This is a genomic window from Brevundimonas sp. UBA7664, from assembly GCF_002483305.1.
Taxonomy (GTDB): Bacteria; Pseudomonadota; Alphaproteobacteria; order Caulobacterales; family Caulobacteraceae; genus Brevundimonas.
Genome location: NZ_DLHQ01000026.1, coordinates 297,410 through 313,760, shown reverse-complemented (window position 1 = coordinate 313,760; position 16,351 = coordinate 297,410). Strand labels below are relative to the sequence as shown.

Genomic DNA, 16,351 nt, shown 5'->3' with positions numbered 1-16,351 from the left:
AAAATGTGTGAACCTTACGCCGGCTTTTCGGCCAGCCGCTTGTCCAGATAGGCCCCGACCCGCGTCTCGACGGCGCCGATATGGTCCTGCCAGAAATGGGTCGCGCCCTCTTCCAGCTCATAGTCGATGATGATGCCCTTCTGGGTGCGCAGCTTGTTGACCACGCGCTCGACCTCGACCGGCGGGACGACGGTGTCGTTGGTGCCGTGCAGGAACAGGCCCGAGGCGGGGCAGGGGGCCAGGAAGCTGAAGTCGTACATGTTCGAGGGCGGCGAGACCGAGATGAAGCCGTCGGTCTCGGGGCGGCGCATCAAGAGCTGCATGCCGATATAGGCGCCGAACTGGTAGCCGGCGACCCAGGTCTGGGAGGCGCCGGGGTTCTGGGTCTGAAGCCAGTCGAGGGCGGTGGCCGCGTCGGCCAGTTCGCCGATGCCGGAGTCGAACTCGCCCTGCGACTTGCCGACGCCGCGGCTGTTGTAGCGCAGCGTCGCGAAGCCGCGCTTCTGGAACAGCTGGTACAGGGTCACGGTGACCGGGTTGTTCATATGCCCGTTCGCCTTGGGGTGCGGATGCAGGATCAGGGCGATCGGCGCGTTCGGGCGTTTGCCCGGGGAGTAGCGGCCTTCGATACGGCCAGAGGCGCCGGGCAGGATGACTTCAGGCATGGGCGGCGAAATCCGTGTTCAACTGTCGTTTCGCATCTGCGTAATACTTGACCGCAGCAGTAGGACTTTCTAAGTCCCGCGTGCGTGTCGACGCCTTTGCGAAGGCGCGGGTTCTAGCACAGGACCCCCGAAAAGCGCGCGATTTTTGAAGGTGTGCGATGCGTCTGTCGACCAAGGGACGATACGCCGTGATGGCGATGGCCGATCTGGCCCGGAATGGACAGGCTGACGGCGTGGTCCGGGCCGTGTCGCTGGCCGAGATCGCGACGCGTCAGGAGATTTCGCTGAGCTATCTGGAGCAGCTGTTCGCGCGGCTGCGGAAGAGCGGCCTGGTGCAGAGCGTGCGCGGCCCGGGCGGCGGCTATCGGCTGGCCAAGGGCGCGCGGGAGACGGTGGTGGCCGAGATCGTGCTGGCCGTGGACGAGCCCATCCGCGCCACCCGCTGCATCGGCCACTCCTCGCCCAAGGGCTGCATGATGGCCGGCGAGCGCTGCATCACCCACAATCTGTGGGAGGATCTGGGCGACGAGATCCACCGCTATCTGGCCGGGGTGTCGCTGGAGGATGTGGTGATGAACCGCACCGGGGCACGGCGCCGGGCGACTGAAGCGGAAGTGGGAGTGGCGGCGTGAGCGGCGTCTATCTGGACTACAACGCCTCCGGCCTCGTCCGCCCCGCGGTGCAGGCGGCCATGGCCGAAGCCCTAGCCGAGGGCGGCAATCCCAATGCGGTCCATGCGGCCGGACGGCGCGCGCGGGCGCGGGTGGAGACGGCGCGGGCGCGGGTGGCCGAGCTGGTCGGCGCCGATCCGACGGCGGTGGTCTTCTCCAGCGGCGGCACCGAGTCCAACGCCCAGGCCGTGGCCAGCGCCATCGCGGCCGGCTGCGAGCGGCTGATCGTCAGCGCCACCGAACATCCTTGCGTGGCCGAGGCGGCGAACGTCAGCGGCGTGCCGGTCGAGATCCTGCCTGTCGACGCCGACGGCGTGGTCGATCTGGTGTGGCTGGCGGAGGCGCTGAAGCGGCCGGGCCGGGCGCTGGTCGCCATCCACCATGCGAACAATGAGAGCGGCGTCATCCAGCCGATCGCCGAGGCGGCGGCGCTGGTCCGGGGCGCGGGCGGCTGGCTGCACGTTGATGCGATCCAGACGGCGGGCAAGATCCCGGTCGACATGCGGACGCTGGACGCGGACACCCTGACCCTGTCGGCGCACAAGCTGGGCGGGCCGCAGGGTGTGGGCGCGCTGATCTCGAAAGAAGGCGTTCCGATCATCCGCACCCTGCACGGGGCGGGGCAGGAGCGGGGGCTGCGCGCCGGCACCGAGAATGTGCCGGGCATCGCCGGCTTCGGCGTCGCGGCCGACTGCGCCGCGCGCGATCTGTCGGAAGCCATGGCGCACAGGGCGTGGCGCGACGCGGCCGAGGCCCGGGTCAAGGCTGCGGGCGCCACCATCATCGGCGGGGCGGTCGAGCGCCTGCCCAACACCCTGTTCATGGCCGTCGAGGGCTGGGACAGCCCGCAGCAGCTGATCACCCTCGACCTGCAGGGCGTCATGGTTTCGGCGGGCAGCGCCTGTTCCTCGGGCAAGACCAAGCCGTCCAAGACGATCTCGGCCATGGGGCTGGATCATCTGGCGACCGGCGGCGTGCGGGTCTCGGGCGGCTGGGGCACCACCCGCGACGACTGGGCGCGGTTCGCGGAGGCCTGGGTCGCTGCATATGAGACGTATCGCGCGCGGACTGCCGCCCGCCAGAAAGCTGACGCCTGATGGCCGCCGTCCAGAAGACCATCGACGCCGTCGCCGCCCTGGAGAAGTACGAGCACGGCTTCACCTCGGACATAGACACCGAATACGCGCCGCGCGGGCTCAACGCCGACATCGTCCGCTTCATCTCCGAGAAGAAGGGCGAGCCGGAATGGATGCTGGAATGGCGTCTGGCCGCCTATGAGCGCTGGCAGGCGATGGAGGAGCCGACCTGGGCGTCGGTGAAATATACGCCGGTCGATTACCAGAGCCTGTTCTACTACGCCGCGCCGAAGGAGAAGGCGGGGCTGAAGTCGCTGGACGAGGTCGATCCGGAGATCCTCGCCATCTACGCCAAGCTGGGCATTCCGCTGAAGGAGCAGGAGGTGCTGGCGGGGGTCGAGGGCGCGCCGCGCTACGCCGTGGACGCGGTGTTCGACAGCGTCTCGGTGGTCACCACCTTCAAGGCCGAGCTGGCCAAGGTCGGCGTCATTTTCATGCCGATTTCTGAGGCCTTGCGCGAACATCCTGAGCTGGTGCGCAAATATCTGGGATCGGTGGTGCCGGTCTCGGACAACTATTTCGCGGCCCTGAACAGCGCGGTCTTCAGCGACGGATCGTTCGTCTACATCCCGCCGGGCGTGCGCTGCCCGATGGAGCTGTCGACCTATTTCCGCATCAATGCGAGCCAGACGGGCCAGTTCGAGCGAACCCTGATCATCGCCGACAAGGGCAGCTACTGCTCCTATCTGGAGGGCTGCACGGCCCCGATGCGTGACGAGAACCAGCTGCATGCGGCGGTGGTCGAGCTGGTCGCGCTGGACGATGCCGAGATCAAATATTCGACGGTGCAGAACTGGTACCCCGGCGACGCCGAGGGCAAGGGCGGCATCTACAACTTCGTCACCAAGCGCGCCGACTGCCGCGGCGACCGGTCGAAGGTGTCCTGGACCCAGGTCGAGACCGGGTCGGCCGTGACGTGGAAATACCCGTCCTGCATCCTCAAGGGCGAGGAAAGCTCGGGCGAATTCTATTCGATCGCCATCACCAACGGACATCAGCAGGCCGACACCGGCACCAAGATGATCCACCTCGGCAAGAATTCGAAGAGCCGGATCATCGCCAAGGCGGTCTCGGCGGGCAAGTCGGACTCGACCTATCGCGGCCTGGTGTCGGTGCACCCGAAAGCGACGGGCGTGCGCAACTTCACCCAGTGCGACAGCCTGCTGATCGGCGGCGACTGCGGCTCGCACACCGTGCCCTATATCGAGGCCCGCAACGGCTCGGCCCAGCTGGAGCACGAGGCGACGACCACGCGCCTGTCCGACGACCAGCTGTTCTACGCCCAGCAGCGCGGCCTGTCGCAGGAGGAGGCGGTGGCCCTGCTGGTCAACGGCTTCGTCCGCGACGTGATGCAGAAGCTGCCGATGGAGTTCGCCGTCGAGGCGCAGAAGCTGGTGGCGATCAGTCTGGAAGGGAGCGTGGGTTGAGCGTCGATAGCGGTCTGATTGTCCGCAAGGACAGGCTGCCGACGCGTGCGGACCTGACGGCCGCGATCGCCGAGACGGGCGTGACCATCGCCTTTCCCGCCGGCTTCCGTCCGGACCGAACGGCGGACGGCTGGCTTGCGGTCACGGTCGACGGGGACAAGACGGGCTTCGACTACCGTGTTCAACCCCTGGCCGAGATCGCGTCGGAAGACCTGCCCGAAGGCGCGGCGGACTGGGGCGACACGGTGTTGTGGTTCGGCGCGCGAGGTTCGCTGTCGGCGCAGACGGTGTCGCTGATCCAGGAAGTGCTGGGCCGTCGGTACGAGGCGGCCCTGATGATCGACGGCGAACTTGTGCCGCCGACGGCGCTTGAAGCTGCCGGCGAACCGTCCGCCGACCTCGATCCGGACTTCGCCGCGACGATGCGGGGCACGCCCGCCGAGCGCGCCGCGGCGATGGAGCGCTACGTGGCCAAACACTATCCGCCCATTCCGGTCGACCCGCACGCGAGGACGAAGGATCTGCTGAAACAGCTGATCGTCCCCATCCTCATCTTCGCCGCGCTCGGCGGCTTCTACCTCTGGTCTCAGCTCAAATAATGCTCTCCATCTCCAATCTCCACGTCTCCGTCGGCGACAAGCCGATCCTCAAGGGGCTGACGCTCGACGTACCCGCGGGCGAGGTGCACGCCATCATGGGGCCGAACGGGGCCGGCAAGTCGACGCTGGGCTACGCCGTGGCCGGACGGCCCGGCTATGAGGCGACCGAGGGCGGCGTGTCGTGGAAGGGCGAGGATCTGCTGGGTCTGGAGCCCGCCGAGCGGGCGGCCAAGGGCGTCTTCCTGTCGTTCCAGTATCCGATTGAGATTCCCGGCGTCCCGGCGCTGACGTTTGTGCGCACGGCGCTGAACGCCCAGAAGCGGGCGCGCGGCGAGGAGGAGGTCTCGGCCCCCGCCTTCCTGAAGTTGGTCAAGACGGCGTCGGCGGCGCTGAAGATGGATTTCGACATGTTGAAGCGGCCGCTCAACGTCGGCTTCTCGGGCGGCGAGAAGAAGCGGATGGAGATCCTGCAGATGGCCCTGCTGGAGCCGTCGCTGCTGATCCTCGACGAGACGGATTCGGGCCTCGACATCGACGCCCTGCGGATCGTGTCGGAGGGCGTCAACGCCCTGCGGTCGCCGGACCGGGCCATGCTGGTGATCACCCACTATCAGCGGCTGCTGGACTACATCAAACCGGACCGGGTGCATGTGCTGGCGGGCGGGCGGATCGTGGCGTCCGGCGGCCCGGAGCTGGCGCTGCAGCTGGAAGCGGAAGGGTATGACAAATACCTGCCGGAGGCGGCGTGAACGCGCTTCCGGTCATCGATCTGAAGGACGCCTCCAGCTTCCCCTCGAAGCGGGTCGAGGCGTGGAAATACAGCGACCTGCGGCGATATCTTCGCGAGGCGCCGCCGCCTTCGCCGTCGGCGGCGGTGCCGCTGGTCGGGTCCGGGCCGTTTGGAGCGCTGGGCGGCGAGGCCATGGTGTTCGTCAACGGCCGGGCCGTGAACGAGACCCAGCTGATGGTCTGCGGCGACAAGACCGTGCGCCTGCGGCTGATTTCCAAGGCCGAGGGGACGGGCCACGCCATGACCGCGCGGCTGTCGGCGCGGGCGGGCGCGAAGCTGCTGTTGCTGGAGACGCATGAAGGCCAGGGCTCGGCCTATGTGGCGCACAACCGGCTGGAGCTGGACGTGGCGCGCGGGGCCGAGGTGACCCGGATCGTTCTCGCCGACGAGCCGGCCGATGCGATCTCGATCAGCCAGGCGGTGGTGCGGGTCGAGCCGGGCGGTGTCTATCGCCAGACCATCCTGACGACCGGCGCGAAACTGCAACGGCTGGAGACCCAGGTGGCGCATCGGGCGCAGGGCGCGGATGTTCGGCTGGACGGTATCTATGTGCTGTCGGGCGAGCGGCAGAGCGATCTGACCACGGTGGTCCGTCACGACGGCCTGAACGGCGTGACCAGCCAGCTGACCAAGGGCGTGGTGCGCGACACGGCGCGGGGGGTCTTCCAGGGCAAGATCGTGGTTGAGCGCGGGGCCGACGGCACCGATGCGCGGATGGGCCACCACGCCCTGATCCTCGGCGAACGGGCCGAGGTGGACGCCAAGCCCGAGCTGGAGATCTACGCCGACGACGTGCAGTGCGCGCACGGCAATACGGTCGGGAATCTGGACGAGGCGGCGCTGTTCTACATGCAGCAGCGCGGGTTGCCGGTTGATGAGGCGCGGGCGCTGCTCACCCAGGCGTTTCTGATCGAGGTCGTGGACCGGATCGCGCACGAGGGCGCGAGAGAGGTGGCGAGGGAATGGCTGGAGCAGCGCTTGTGACCACCCGCCCCTCCACCGCTTCGCGGTCCCTCTCCCCCGATGGGGGAGGGGACTTCGATCCTTACGCCGCCCGCGCCCAGTTCCCGATCCTGTCGAGGACGGTGAACGGCAAGCCGCTGGTCTATCTGGACTCGGCCGCCTCGGCGCAGAAACCGAGGGTTGTGATCGACGCCCTGACGGCGGCGATGGAGCATTCCTACGCCAACGTTCACCGTGGCCTGCATACCCTGGCCAATGAGACGACCGAGGCGTTCGAGGCGGCGCGCGAAAGCGTAGCGCGGTTCCTGAACGCGGAAAGCCCCGACCAAATCATCTGGACCAAGGGCGGGACCGAGGCGATCAATCTGGTGGCGTCGGGCCTCGGCCAGTCCATCCGGCCGGGCGACGAGATCGTCATTACCCAGATGGAGCATCACGCCAATATCGTGCCCTGGCATATGCTGCGGGAGCGGTTCGGCGCGGTGCTGAAATGGGCGCCGGTCACCGACGACGGCGCCTTGGACATGCCGGCGCTGGCGGCGCTGATCGGGCCGCGGACCCGGCTGGTGGCCGTGACCCATATGTCGAACGTGCTGGGCACGGTGAACGATGTGCGCGCCATCGCCGATCTGGCCCATGCGGCCGGGGCGCTTGTGCTGGTGGACGGCTGCCAGGGGGCGGTGCATTGCAGCCCCGACGTCCAGGCCCTGGACGCGGACTTTTATGTCTTCACCGGCCACAAGCTGTTCGGCCCCACCGGCATCGGCGGCCTGTACGGCAAGCGCGCGGCGCTGGAGGCCCTGCCGCCGTATCAAGGCGGGGGCGAGATGATCGCCACCGTGACCGAGGATACAGTCACCTATGCGGGCCTGCCCCATCGGTTCGAGGCGGGAACGCCGCCGATCCTTGAGGCCATCGGCCTGGGGGCTGCGATCGATTGGCTGGGCCAGTTCGACGCCGGTGCGATCCGTGCTCACGAAGCGATGCTGATGGACCGTGTCCGTGTGCGGCTGGACGGCCGGAACTGGCTGACCGAGATTGGAACCGCGGCGGGCAAGGGGGCGATCTTCACCTTCACCGTCGACGGCGCCCATGCCCATGACATCGCCCAGGTGATGGACCGTTACGGCGTCGCCGTGCGCGCCGGCCTGCACTGCGCCGAGCCGCTGTCCCGCCGGTTCGGCGTCACATCGAGCGCCCGCGCCAGCTTCGCCCTATATAACACCCTCGAGGACGCCGACGCCTTCGCCGACGCCATGATCAAGGCCCGTGAGTTTTTCGCATGAGCGACCCGACGATCCCTGTCACTGACAACGCCGCCTTCGCCGAAGCGTGGGACGCGCCGCAGAAGAGCGCCCTGGCCCAGGCCGAGATCGACCGGATGACGGACGACATCATCGAGGCGCTCAAGTCGGTGTTCGATCCGGAGATCCCGGTCGACATCTATGAGCTGGGACTGATCTACAAGGTCGACCTGTCCGACGACCGCGACGTGGCCATCGAGATGACTCTGACGGCACCCGGCTGTCCCGTGGCCGGCGAGATGCCCGGCTGGGTCGAGGACGCGGTCCGGAAGGTCGAGGGCGTCCGGTCGGCCAAGGCAGAGCTGACGTTCGATCCGCCGTGGGACGCGTCGAAGATGAGCGACGAGGCCAAGCTGGCCCTGAACATGTTCTGATGGACCGTCCGATGACCGAGCTTCAGACCACGACCCGTCCGCGCCGACCGCGTCCCAAGGCCGTCAGCCTGACCGAGGCCGCGGCGGACCGCGTGCGCGACATCATGGCCAAACCCAGGAAGGACGGGGCAGACAAGCCCTATGTCGCCCTGCGCGTCGGGGTGAAGAACGGCGGCTGCGCGGGGCAGGAGTACACCTTCGCCTATGCCGAGACGATCGAGCCGATGGATGAAGTCGTCGAGGACAAGGGGGTGACCATCCTGATCGACCCCAAGGCGATCCTGTTCCTGATCGGCTCCGAGATCGACTATGAGACGACGAAGCTGGCGTCGAAATTCGTGTTCCGGAATCCGAACCAGACCGACGCCTGCGGCTGCGGCGAGAGCGTCACCATCATTCCCGCGAAGGCGCTGGAAGCCGACTGATGATCCGACTGGAGAGGGTGACGAAGCGCTTTCATAGCGCGGCGGGCGAGCGCGTGGCGCTCGACGCCGTCGATCTGACCGTCGAGGCGGGCCAGGTGTTCGGCGTGGTCGGGCGCTCGGGGGCCGGCAAGTCGACGCTGATCCGGGCCATCAATCTGCTGGAACGGCCGGACGCCGGGACGGTGACGGTTGATGGCAGGGAGATGACGGCCCTGGCGCCGGCCGAGCTGCGCGCGGCGCGGCGGCGGATCGGCATGATCTTCCAGCATTTCAACCTGCTGAACGCGAAGACGGTGGCCGAGAACGTGGCCTTCCCGCTGCGGCTGGAGGGGCGGCCGGCGGCGGATGTGGACCGGCGCGTGGCGGACCTGCTGGAGCAGCTTGGGCTGTCCGAGCATGCGCGCAAGCATCCGGCTCAACTGTCGGGCGGGCAGAAGCAGCGGGTGGGCATCGCCCGGGCCCTGGCCTGCGAACCCGGCGTGCTGCTCTGCGATGAAGCGACCAGCGCCCTGGATCCCGAGACGACCGACGAGATCCTTTCGCTGCTGGACCAGCTGAACCGCGACCTGAAGCTGACCATCGTGCTGATCACCCACCAGATGGAGGTGGTGCGCCGCGTCTGCGACCGGGTGGCGGTGCTGAAGGACGGGCGGGTGGTGGAGGAGGGGGCGACGGCCGACGTCTTCCTGCATCCGAAACACGCCGCGACCCGCGCCATGCTGGCCGAGGGCGAGGACGGATTCGAGACCGCTGACGTGCCGCCGGGCGGCCGGCTGGCGAAGCTGACGTTCCGGGGCGGCTCGACCTATGAGCCCGAACTGAGCCGCGTCGCGCGGTCGGTGGGCGTGGACTATTCGATCCTGTCGGGCCGCATCAGCCGTATTCGCGGCGAGCCCTATGGCCAGCTGGTCGTGGCCTTCACCGGCGGCGACGCCGAAGCGGCGGTGGCGCAGCTGACCACGCGTGGCGTTACGGTGGAGGCGGTTTGATGGAAGCCTTCTTCGCCAATGTGGACTGGCCCGAGATCGCCCGGGCGTCGCGCGACACCCTGCTGATGCTGGGCGGATCGATGGCGCTGACGGTGCTGTTCGGTATTCCGTTGGGGGTGCTGCTTTATCTGTCGGGCAAGGGCCGGCTGGCGGCCAATCCGCTGGTGAACGCGGTGCTGTCGTTGATCGTCAACATCCTCCGCTCTGTGCCCTTCATCATCCTGCTGATCGTCATGCTGCCGGTGACGGTGCTGCTGGTCGGGACGTCGCTGGGCGTCGCCGGAGCGATCCCGCCGCTGGTCGTGGGCGCCGCGCCCTTCTACGCCCGGCTGGTCGAGACGGCCCTGCGCGAGGTCGACAAGGGCGTGGTCGAGGCGACCCAGGCCATGGGCGGGACCACCTTCCAGATCGTCACCCGGGCCCTGCTGCCCGAGGCCATGCCCGGCATCATCGCCGGCGCGACCGTGACCGCCATCGCCCTTGTGTCCTACACCGCCATGGCCGGGGTGGTCGGGGCCGGGGGTCTGGGCGACCTGGCCATCCGCTTCGGCTACCAGCGCTTCCAGACCGATGTCATGGTGGTGACCGTCGTATTGCTGCTCCTGCTGGTGCAGGTCCTCCAGATGCTCGGCGACCGGCTGGTCGCCTCTGTTTCCCACCGCTGATCGCTCCCCGAAAGGCCCGCCCATGATCCGCCGCTCGCTCCTGATCCTCGCCGCCGCCGCGACGGTGCTCGCCGCCTGTGGGCAGGGGGCGGACAAGGCCGGGGGCGAAGGGCCGCTGCTGGTTGGGGCGACGGCCGTCCCGCACGCCGAAATCCTCGAGCATATCAAGCCGCTGCTGGCGGCCGAGGGGGTGAACATCGAGATCAAGGTTTTCAACGACTACGTCCAGCCCAACACCCAGCTGGCCGAGCGCCGGCTGGACGTGAACTATTTCCAGACCAAGCCCTATCTGGACGAGTTCAACGCCTCGCGCGGCTCCGACCTGATCACGGTGGCGGGGGTGCATGTCGAGCCGCTTGGCGCCTATTCGCGCCGGTTCCGGACCCTGGCCGAGCTGCCGGACGGGGCGGAGGTGGCGGTGCCCAATGACGCCTCCTCGATCGGACGGTCGCTGATCCTGCTGCAAAAAGCCGGGCTGATCCGCCTGAAGGATCCGGCCAATCCGCTGCAAACGCTGAGGGATATCGTCGCGAATCCGAAGAACCTGCGCTTCCGCGAACTGGAGTCCGCGACCCTGCCGCGGGTGCTCGACCAGGTCGACATGGCGGTGATCAACACCAACTATGCGCTGGACGCCGGCCTGAGGCCGCGCACCGATGCCCTGACCCTTGAAGGCGCCGACAGCCCCTATGTGAATTATCTGGTGGCCCGGCCGGACAATCGCGAGGACCCTCGCGTCGTGGCCCTCGCGGCCATGCTGCGCAGCCAGGCGGTCAAGGATTTCATCGCCCGGAAATACGACGGGGCGGTGATCCCGGCGGCCTGACGCATGGCCTATGACCCCGACTTCGGCGAATGGGTGCGCGAGCATTTCGCGGCCCTGGGTCCGCTCGAGATCAAGCGGATGTTCGGCGGCGCGGGCGTCTATGCGCATGGCCTGATCTTCGCCCTGCTGGATGACGGCGTGGTCTGGCTGAAGGCGGACGAGGTCAATGCACCGCTGCTCGCGGCGGCCGGGTCGCGTCAGTTCACCTATCCGACGAAGGACGGCAAGCAGATGGCGATGGCCTACTGGTCGCTGCCGGAGCCCGCGCTGGACGATTCCGACGCGGCGGCCGACTGGGCCCGGACATCGATCGACGCCGCCCTTCGCAAGTCGGCGCTCCGGAAGCCGCGCAAGCCGAAATCCTAGGCCGCAGCGGCCGGTGTCTTCGCCCGTGCGGCTTCATCGGGCGCGAGAACCCGTACGGCCGGAGCGACGGGACGGCCCGTGGCCTCGGCGATCAGTTCGGCAGTCCTGCCCTCGACGGCGGCTTCGAGGCGGGCGAGGAATTCCTCCTTGCCCAGCCCGGTCGGGATGGGATCGAGGAATTCCAGCGTCGCGGTCCCCGGCGTCTTGCGGAAGGCCTCCTGCGGCCAGAACAGGCCCAGGTTGGTGGCCAGCGGCACGACCGGCATGTCGAAATCGCGGTACATGTGCCAGACGCCGGAGCGATAGCGGAATTTCTCGCCGACCTTGGCCAGGTTGCCCTCGGGATAGATCAGGATCTTCCGGCCGGCGGCATGGGCGTCGGCGGAGCGGTGTTTCAGCGCCTCGCGGGCTTCGCGGCCGCCGCAGTTGTTGACCACGATGGCGCCGAGCTTGCGCAGGACCGTGCCGAGCAACGGAAACTTTTCAAGGTGGTCGCCGGTGACGAAGGCGAGGTCGTCGAACTGGTCATAGGTCGCGAACCCGTCGCCCCAGCTCTGGTGTTTGGACGCGATGATGAAGGCGGCGGCGGGCAGGCGGTCCTTGCCGCGTGCCTCGATGCGGATGCCGGCGAACAGCCGCATGGCCTGGACCATCCGTTTCACATAGCGGCGGATGATCCAGCTGGTCGCGCCTCGGCCCGGCGTCAGGGCCGCGAAGGCCGCCGCCGAGGCATAGATGACCGACAGGAGCCAGTAGGCGACGTTGAAGGCGAGGCTGCGCATCGGTCCACTATGACGTGAAACGGTCCGGGCGAAAGGCTTCAGGCAGCCTGGTCGAGCCGCTCGGCGCTGGTCACCCGGTTGCGGCCGGCGTGCTTCGACGCATAGAGGGCCGCGTCGGCGCGATCCAGCAGGCAGGAGGCGGATTCGCCGACGCGTCGCTGCGCGAAGCCGGCCGACAGGGTCACGGCTCCGAGTTCATCGTCGGTCGAACGGCGGCGCAGCGAGCGAGAGGCGATCTCCTTGCGGATGGCCTCGAGCGCGTTCTGGACCTGGGGGAGGCTTTCCTCGGGGAAGATCATCGCGAACTCCTCGCCACCGTAGCGGGCGGCGATGCGCGGCGCCTTGGCCACCCGGCCCATGACGCTGGCGACGTAGCGCAGCACCTGGTCGCCGGTCTGGTGACCCCAGGTGTCGTTGAACCGCTTGAAATGGTCGATATCGAGCACCGCCAGGGTCAGGGCGCCGCCCTCCGACTCAGCCCGGGCGCAGGCGGATTCCAGATGTTCGTCGAACGCCTTGCGATTGGCTAGATTGGTCAGGGCGTCGGTCATGGCGTCGCGACGGACCTGTTCGAGGTGCTCGCGCAGACGGGCCACCTCCCGCGTCGAATCGTCGAGCCGCTTCTCGAGGGTCTCGTTTTCGCGCTGGATGCGGCGGGTGGCGGTGGTCAGGCCCGAGACGATGGTCTGGAGACCGGCGCCGTCACTGGCCGTTTCGATGCTGGTGGCGGCCTTGTCGAGGGTGTGGCCGTAGGCGGCCTGGGACTTGTGGGCGTTGGCGATGGCTTCGGAGACGCTGGACAGTTCGCGGTCCAGCACCCGGCCGGCGTCGCGGATTTCCTCGGTCAGCCGTCCCCGCGGCAAATACTCGGCGGCGAGCATGTCGGCAGTCGCTTCCGTGAACGGCTCGGACGCGGCCAGGATACGCTTGATCTCCCGCCCCAGCGCGCCGTCGGGGTCGCCGAGATAGTGGACCCAGATTTCGAAATTCAACGGGGTCGGCCAGACGCCAGCCGATTCCATCGCCTCGATCACCCGGCGCGCCAGTCCGTAGGCTTCCGGGCCCCGAAGGGTGGTTTCGAGCTGAGGCGCCATACGAATTCCCCGACGCGTCGCCCTGAGCGACCGTTTCTGCCGGCAACGCTATGCGCGGTTCCGTAACGTCGGGTTAAATCCGGTTCGCTGATCGTCGAATTCCGAGACGTTTCAACCCTTGAGGGAAACGGGCCGACGCAGGAAGGCGGGAACGTCGCCTTCGCCGAACGGACGTCCGTTCGAACGTTGGGGCTCGGGGCTTGTGCCGTCGCCGCGGCGGTCCGACTGGCGCAGGTGAGTCTCCTGCATCGGTCGGTCCTGGGTCGCCGCAGCAGGCGCCTCGGCGGGTGCGGCGATCGGCGCCGGAGTCGGCATCGGAGCCTCAGCCGCCTCCGCCACGGCGGACCTGGCCCCACGACGGCTGCGGGTCCGGCGGGGCTTGGGGGCGTCAGCGGCCGCGACGTCGACCTCGGGGGTTTCGACGGCCGCGGCGACGGGTTCAGGCATCGGAGCCGGCTCGGCGGACGCGACCGGTTCGATCGCGGCGTCGCGCGGTGTTTCGCGGGGCCCGCGGCCGCGGCCCCGGGCGGGCGCACGTTCGGAGCGGCTGGAATCGCGATCCGCGTCGCGGCGCGGCTGCTCCTTGCCGGGCGAGAAGTCGGCACCGTCCAGGGTCAGCTCGATGGGATCCATCTTGATCAGCTTCAGCACCTTGTCGAGCGACCGGTCATCGGCCGGCGTCACGATCATGAAGGTCTGGCCGAGCTTGCCCGCCCGACCGGTGCGGCCGATGCGGTGGACGTAGTCGTCGGCGTGGTGCGAGACGTCGTAGTTGAAGACGTGGCTGACGTCGGGGATGTCGAGACCGCGTGCGGCCACGTCGGAGGCGACCAGCAGCTTCAGCTCGCCCGAGCGGAAGGCGGCCAGGGTCTTCATGCGTAGCGACTGGTCGAGGTCGCCGTGGATCGGCGCGGCGTCGAAGCCGTGCTGTTTCAGCGACTTGGCGACCACATCGACTTCGGATTTGCGGTTGCAGAAGACGATTCCGTTGCGCACGTCGGCGCGGCCGATCAGGGCGCGCAGGGCGGCGCGCTTGGCCTTGGGATCGCTGGACGGGATGCGGACTAAGTACTGGGTGATGGTCTCGGCCGTCATGGCCGGGCGCGAGGCCTCCAGCCGGGTCGGGTCCTTGAGGAACTGGGTCGTCAGTCGGGTGATCTCGGGCGGCATGGTGGCCGAGAAGAAAAGGGTCTGGCGGCGCGGCGGCGTCAGTTTGAAGATGCGCTCGATGTCGGGGATGAAGCCCATGTCCAGCATGCGGTCGGCTTCGTCGATGACCATGATCTCGACGCCGTTCAGCATGACCTTGCCGCGCTCGAACAGGTCCAGCAGCCGGCCCGGGGTGGCGATCAGGACGTCGACGCCCTTGTTCAGCAGGGTCACCTGGTCGCCCATGGAGACCCCGCCGATCAGCAGGGCCCAGCTGAGCTTGGTGCCCTTGGCGTATTTCTCGAACGAAGAGGCGACCTGGTCAGCCAGTTCGCGGGTCGGGGCCAGGACGAGGGCGCGCGGCATGCGGGCCTTGGCCCGGCCCGACGACAGCCGGTCGATCATCGGCAGGGTGAAGGCGGCGGTCTTGCCGGTGCCGGTCTGGGCGATGCCGAGCACGTCACGGCCGGCGAGGGCGACCGGAATGGCGGAAGCCTGGATGGGGGTGGCGGTGGTGTAGCCGGTGTCGGCGACGGCCTTGAGAGTCGTGGGCGAGAGGCCCAGCATTGAGAATTCGGTCATAGGTCCTTGGGACTGGTAAGGACGGCCCGCGCATCGGGTCGTCGTGCGATGTCGCGGAACCGCCCTGTCTCTGGGCGAGCGGGCGGCGCGGATTCGCCAGTCCTGTCCCGAACGTGCGCCGCATATAGAAGTCCCCACGACAGAGTCAACTATTCGTGTGCCGGGTGTCGGGGCTTGGCTTTTCCTAACCGATTGTTAATAGTCGGCCTCGGGATGGGTTGAGTTGGGGGCTTCCAGATGCTGCGAGCGCTTGTCGTCGCGACCTTGGCTGTCGTGTGTCTGGCTGCAGGCCCGGGCCGGGCCGACATAAACTCCGTTTTCGGCAATACGGTGGTCTCGCGCTATCCGGACGGCGGCTGGGTCAAGCACTGGTTCAATCCGGACGGCACCTATGCGGCGCAGTTCTCGGACGGACGGCGGCTGGCGGCGCGCTGGTCGGTGGCGGGCGAGCGGGTCTGCCTGACGCATATGCGGCCCAGCATCATGATGATCCCGCGCTTCTGCACCGAGATGGTTGAGGCCGAGGTTGGCGAGACCTGGCAGTCCCGCGATCCGCTGGGCCGCCGGGTCCAGAATATCCTGGTCGCGGGCCGCAACCCGTAGCACCCGATCTCCCCCACGGGTTGCGCGCCCTCGCCGGACGGCGACGCGTCGCTAGCGTGCGGGTCTGAAACCTCGGGGGAGGGCGTGTGCGTCTGTTTCTGATCGCCCTTACGGCCGCCTTCGCCGTGTGGCTGCCTCGCGCGCCCGCCGAGGGCAGCGAGGTTCCCTATATCCCCGCGGCGACGATCCAGGCTGGCCAGGCCGTCCTGACCATGCCGCCCGGGCGCTATGGTTCGATCCAGCATGTCCGGACCCCGTTGCCGCCCAAGGCCATCGCCCTGACCTTCGATGACGGCCCCAGCCCCCTGTACAACACCCAGGTGCTGGACATCCTCGACGCGCGGGGGATCAAGGCCACCTTCTTCTTCGTCGGCCAGTATGTGCGAATGCACCCTGAACAGGTGCGCGAGGTCGTGCGCCGGGGCCATAACGTGGCCAGCCACAGTTGGTCGCATCCGACCTATCTCCGCCATTGGGCGCGTGAGGCCCAGGTCAGCGAGGTGCGCAAGAGCTACGCCGCCCTCGAGGCCGCCCTGGCCGACGCCCCGCCCGAGGAACGCGCCCGGATCGAGCCGATGTTCCGCTTTCCGGGTCTGGGCGAGGGCGCCTGGATGGCGGATTGGCTGAACCAGCGCGGGATCATCGTCGTCTCGGCCGAGGCCGGCACCGATGACTGGCGCGGCTATTCGGCCGAGTCGATCACCCGGATCACGCTGAATGCGATGGAGAGCAACCGGGGCGGGGTGCTGATCCTGCACGAGACCCGGCCGCAGATGATCCGGGCGCTACCCGGCCTGCTGGACGAACTGACCGCGCGCGGCTTCACCTTCGTGCAGATCACGGCGGGGCCGGACGGGCGCGAACAGGCGCTGGCGGCGGATGATGCGGTGCTGACGCTGCGGTGAGGGACGCCGGTTCACACCGGCGGGGCCGCGCCATTC

General features: G+C 68.2%; 19 protein-coding genes. 15 read left to right on the top strand and 4 right to left on the bottom strand.

The window, feature by feature from the left end:
• Positions 1-14 precede the first annotated feature (14 nt).
• Positions 15-665, bottom strand: coding sequence for an alpha/beta hydrolase (locus B2742_RS07620; RefSeq protein ID WP_292064663.1), 651 nt, complete (start codon positions 663-665; stop codon positions 15-17).
• Positions 666-823: 158 nt separating this feature from the next.
• On the opposite strand from B2742_RS07620, the gene B2742_RS07615 reads away from it, so the two are divergent.
• From B2742_RS07615 to B2742_RS07555, 13 genes are all read left to right on the top strand, one after another.
• Entirely contained in the window at positions 824-1,297 is a 474-nt protein-coding gene (locus tag B2742_RS07615; protein ID WP_292064659.1) for an Rrf2 family transcriptional regulator, read from the top strand.
• Positions 1,294-2,433, top strand: a complete 1,140-nt coding sequence (locus tag B2742_RS07610; RefSeq protein ID WP_292064656.1) for a cysteine desulfurase family protein — start codon at positions 1,294-1,296, stop codon at positions 2,431-2,433. The genes B2742_RS07615 and B2742_RS07610 overlap by 4 nt, the downstream gene beginning before the upstream one ends.
• Positions 2,433-3,899, top strand: coding sequence for a Fe-S cluster assembly protein SufB (gene sufB / locus B2742_RS07605; protein ID WP_292064654.1), 1,467 nt, complete (start codon positions 2,433-2,435; stop codon positions 3,897-3,899). The genes B2742_RS07610 and sufB overlap by 1 nt, the downstream gene beginning before the upstream one ends.
• On the top strand, positions 3,896-4,498 hold the full coding sequence (locus B2742_RS07600; RefSeq protein WP_292064652.1) for a hypothetical protein: 603 nt from the start codon (positions 3,896-3,898) through the stop codon (positions 4,496-4,498). Before sufB ends, B2742_RS07600 begins: the two co-directional genes overlap by 4 nt.
• The gene (gene sufC, locus B2742_RS07595; RefSeq protein ID WP_292064649.1) at positions 4,498-5,247 is read left to right on the top strand and encodes a Fe-S cluster assembly ATPase SufC; all 750 of its coding nucleotides are present in this window, start codon (positions 4,498-4,500) and stop codon (positions 5,245-5,247) included. The genes B2742_RS07600 and sufC overlap by 1 nt, the downstream gene beginning before the upstream one ends.
• Positions 5,244-6,272 carry a Fe-S cluster assembly protein SufD gene (gene sufD, locus B2742_RS07590; protein ID WP_292064647.1) on the top strand — a complete coding sequence of 343 codons (1,029 nt, stop codon included), beginning with the start codon at positions 5,244-5,246 and terminating at the stop codon, positions 6,270-6,272. Before sufC ends, sufD begins: the two co-directional genes overlap by 4 nt.
• Positions 6,269-7,537: an aminotransferase class V-fold PLP-dependent enzyme gene (locus tag B2742_RS07585; protein ID WP_292064645.1), complete on the top strand. Its 1,269-nt coding sequence runs from the start codon at positions 6,269-6,271 to the stop codon at positions 7,535-7,537. Before sufD ends, B2742_RS07585 begins: the two co-directional genes overlap by 4 nt.
• 95 nt (positions 7,538-7,632) lie before the next feature.
• The gene (locus tag B2742_RS07580; protein WP_292064729.1) at positions 7,633-7,929 is read left to right on the top strand and encodes an SUF system Fe-S cluster assembly protein; all 297 of its coding nucleotides are present in this window, start codon (positions 7,633-7,635) and stop codon (positions 7,927-7,929) included.
• Positions 7,930-7,940: 11 nt separating this feature from the next.
• Positions 7,941-8,354 (top strand): HesB/IscA family protein, encoded by a 414-nt coding sequence (locus B2742_RS07575; RefSeq protein ID WP_292064643.1) that lies wholly within the window; start codon positions 7,941-7,943, stop codon positions 8,352-8,354.
• On the top strand, positions 8,354-9,343 hold the full coding sequence (locus B2742_RS07570) for a methionine ABC transporter ATP-binding protein (protein ID WP_292064640.1): 990 nt from the start codon (positions 8,354-8,356) through the stop codon (positions 9,341-9,343). The genes B2742_RS07575 and B2742_RS07570 overlap by 1 nt, the downstream gene beginning before the upstream one ends.
• Positions 9,343-10,008 (top strand): methionine ABC transporter permease, encoded by a 666-nt coding sequence (locus B2742_RS07565; RefSeq protein WP_292064637.1) that lies wholly within the window; start codon positions 9,343-9,345, stop codon positions 10,006-10,008. Before B2742_RS07570 ends, B2742_RS07565 begins: the two co-directional genes overlap by 1 nt.
• Positions 10,009-10,030: 22 nt before the next feature.
• On the top strand, positions 10,031-10,834 hold the full coding sequence (locus B2742_RS07560) for a MetQ/NlpA family ABC transporter substrate-binding protein (protein ID WP_292064635.1): 804 nt from the start codon (positions 10,031-10,033) through the stop codon (positions 10,832-10,834).
• 3 nt (positions 10,835-10,837) lie between these two features.
• Positions 10,838-11,200: a TfoX/Sxy family protein gene (locus B2742_RS07555; protein WP_292064631.1), complete on the top strand. Its 363-nt coding sequence runs from the start codon at positions 10,838-10,840 to the stop codon at positions 11,198-11,200.
• Here the strand turns inward: B2742_RS07555 and B2742_RS07550 are convergent.
• The 3 genes from B2742_RS07550 to B2742_RS07540 form a co-directional block, all read right to left on the bottom strand.
• Positions 11,197-11,982: a lysophospholipid acyltransferase family protein gene (locus tag B2742_RS07550; protein WP_292064629.1), complete on the bottom strand. Its 786-nt coding sequence runs from the start codon at positions 11,980-11,982 to the stop codon at positions 11,197-11,199. The two genes, B2742_RS07555 and B2742_RS07550, sit on opposite strands and share 4 nt — an antisense overlap.
• Before the next feature lie 38 nt (positions 11,983-12,020).
• Positions 12,021-13,076 carry a GGDEF domain-containing protein gene (locus tag B2742_RS07545; RefSeq protein ID WP_292064627.1) on the bottom strand — a complete coding sequence of 352 codons (1,056 nt, stop codon included), beginning with the start codon at positions 13,074-13,076 and terminating at the stop codon, positions 12,021-12,023.
• A 111-nt stretch (positions 13,077-13,187) separates the two neighbouring features.
• Complete coding sequence (locus B2742_RS07540) at positions 13,188-14,807, bottom strand: DEAD/DEAH box helicase (RefSeq protein WP_292064624.1); 1,620 nt, start codon at positions 14,805-14,807, stop codon at positions 13,188-13,190.
• A 237-nt stretch (positions 14,808-15,044) separates the two neighbouring features.
• On the opposite strand from B2742_RS07540, the gene B2742_RS07535 reads away from it, so the two are divergent.
• Positions 15,045-15,410: a hypothetical protein gene (locus tag B2742_RS07535; protein WP_292064622.1), complete on the top strand. Its 366-nt coding sequence runs from the start codon at positions 15,045-15,047 to the stop codon at positions 15,408-15,410.
• Between the two features lie 86 nt (positions 15,411-15,496).
• Entirely contained in the window at positions 15,497-16,315 is an 819-nt protein-coding gene (locus B2742_RS07530) for a polysaccharide deacetylase family protein (protein WP_292064620.1), read from the top strand.
• The last annotated feature ends 36 nt before the right edge of the window (positions 16,316-16,351 follow it).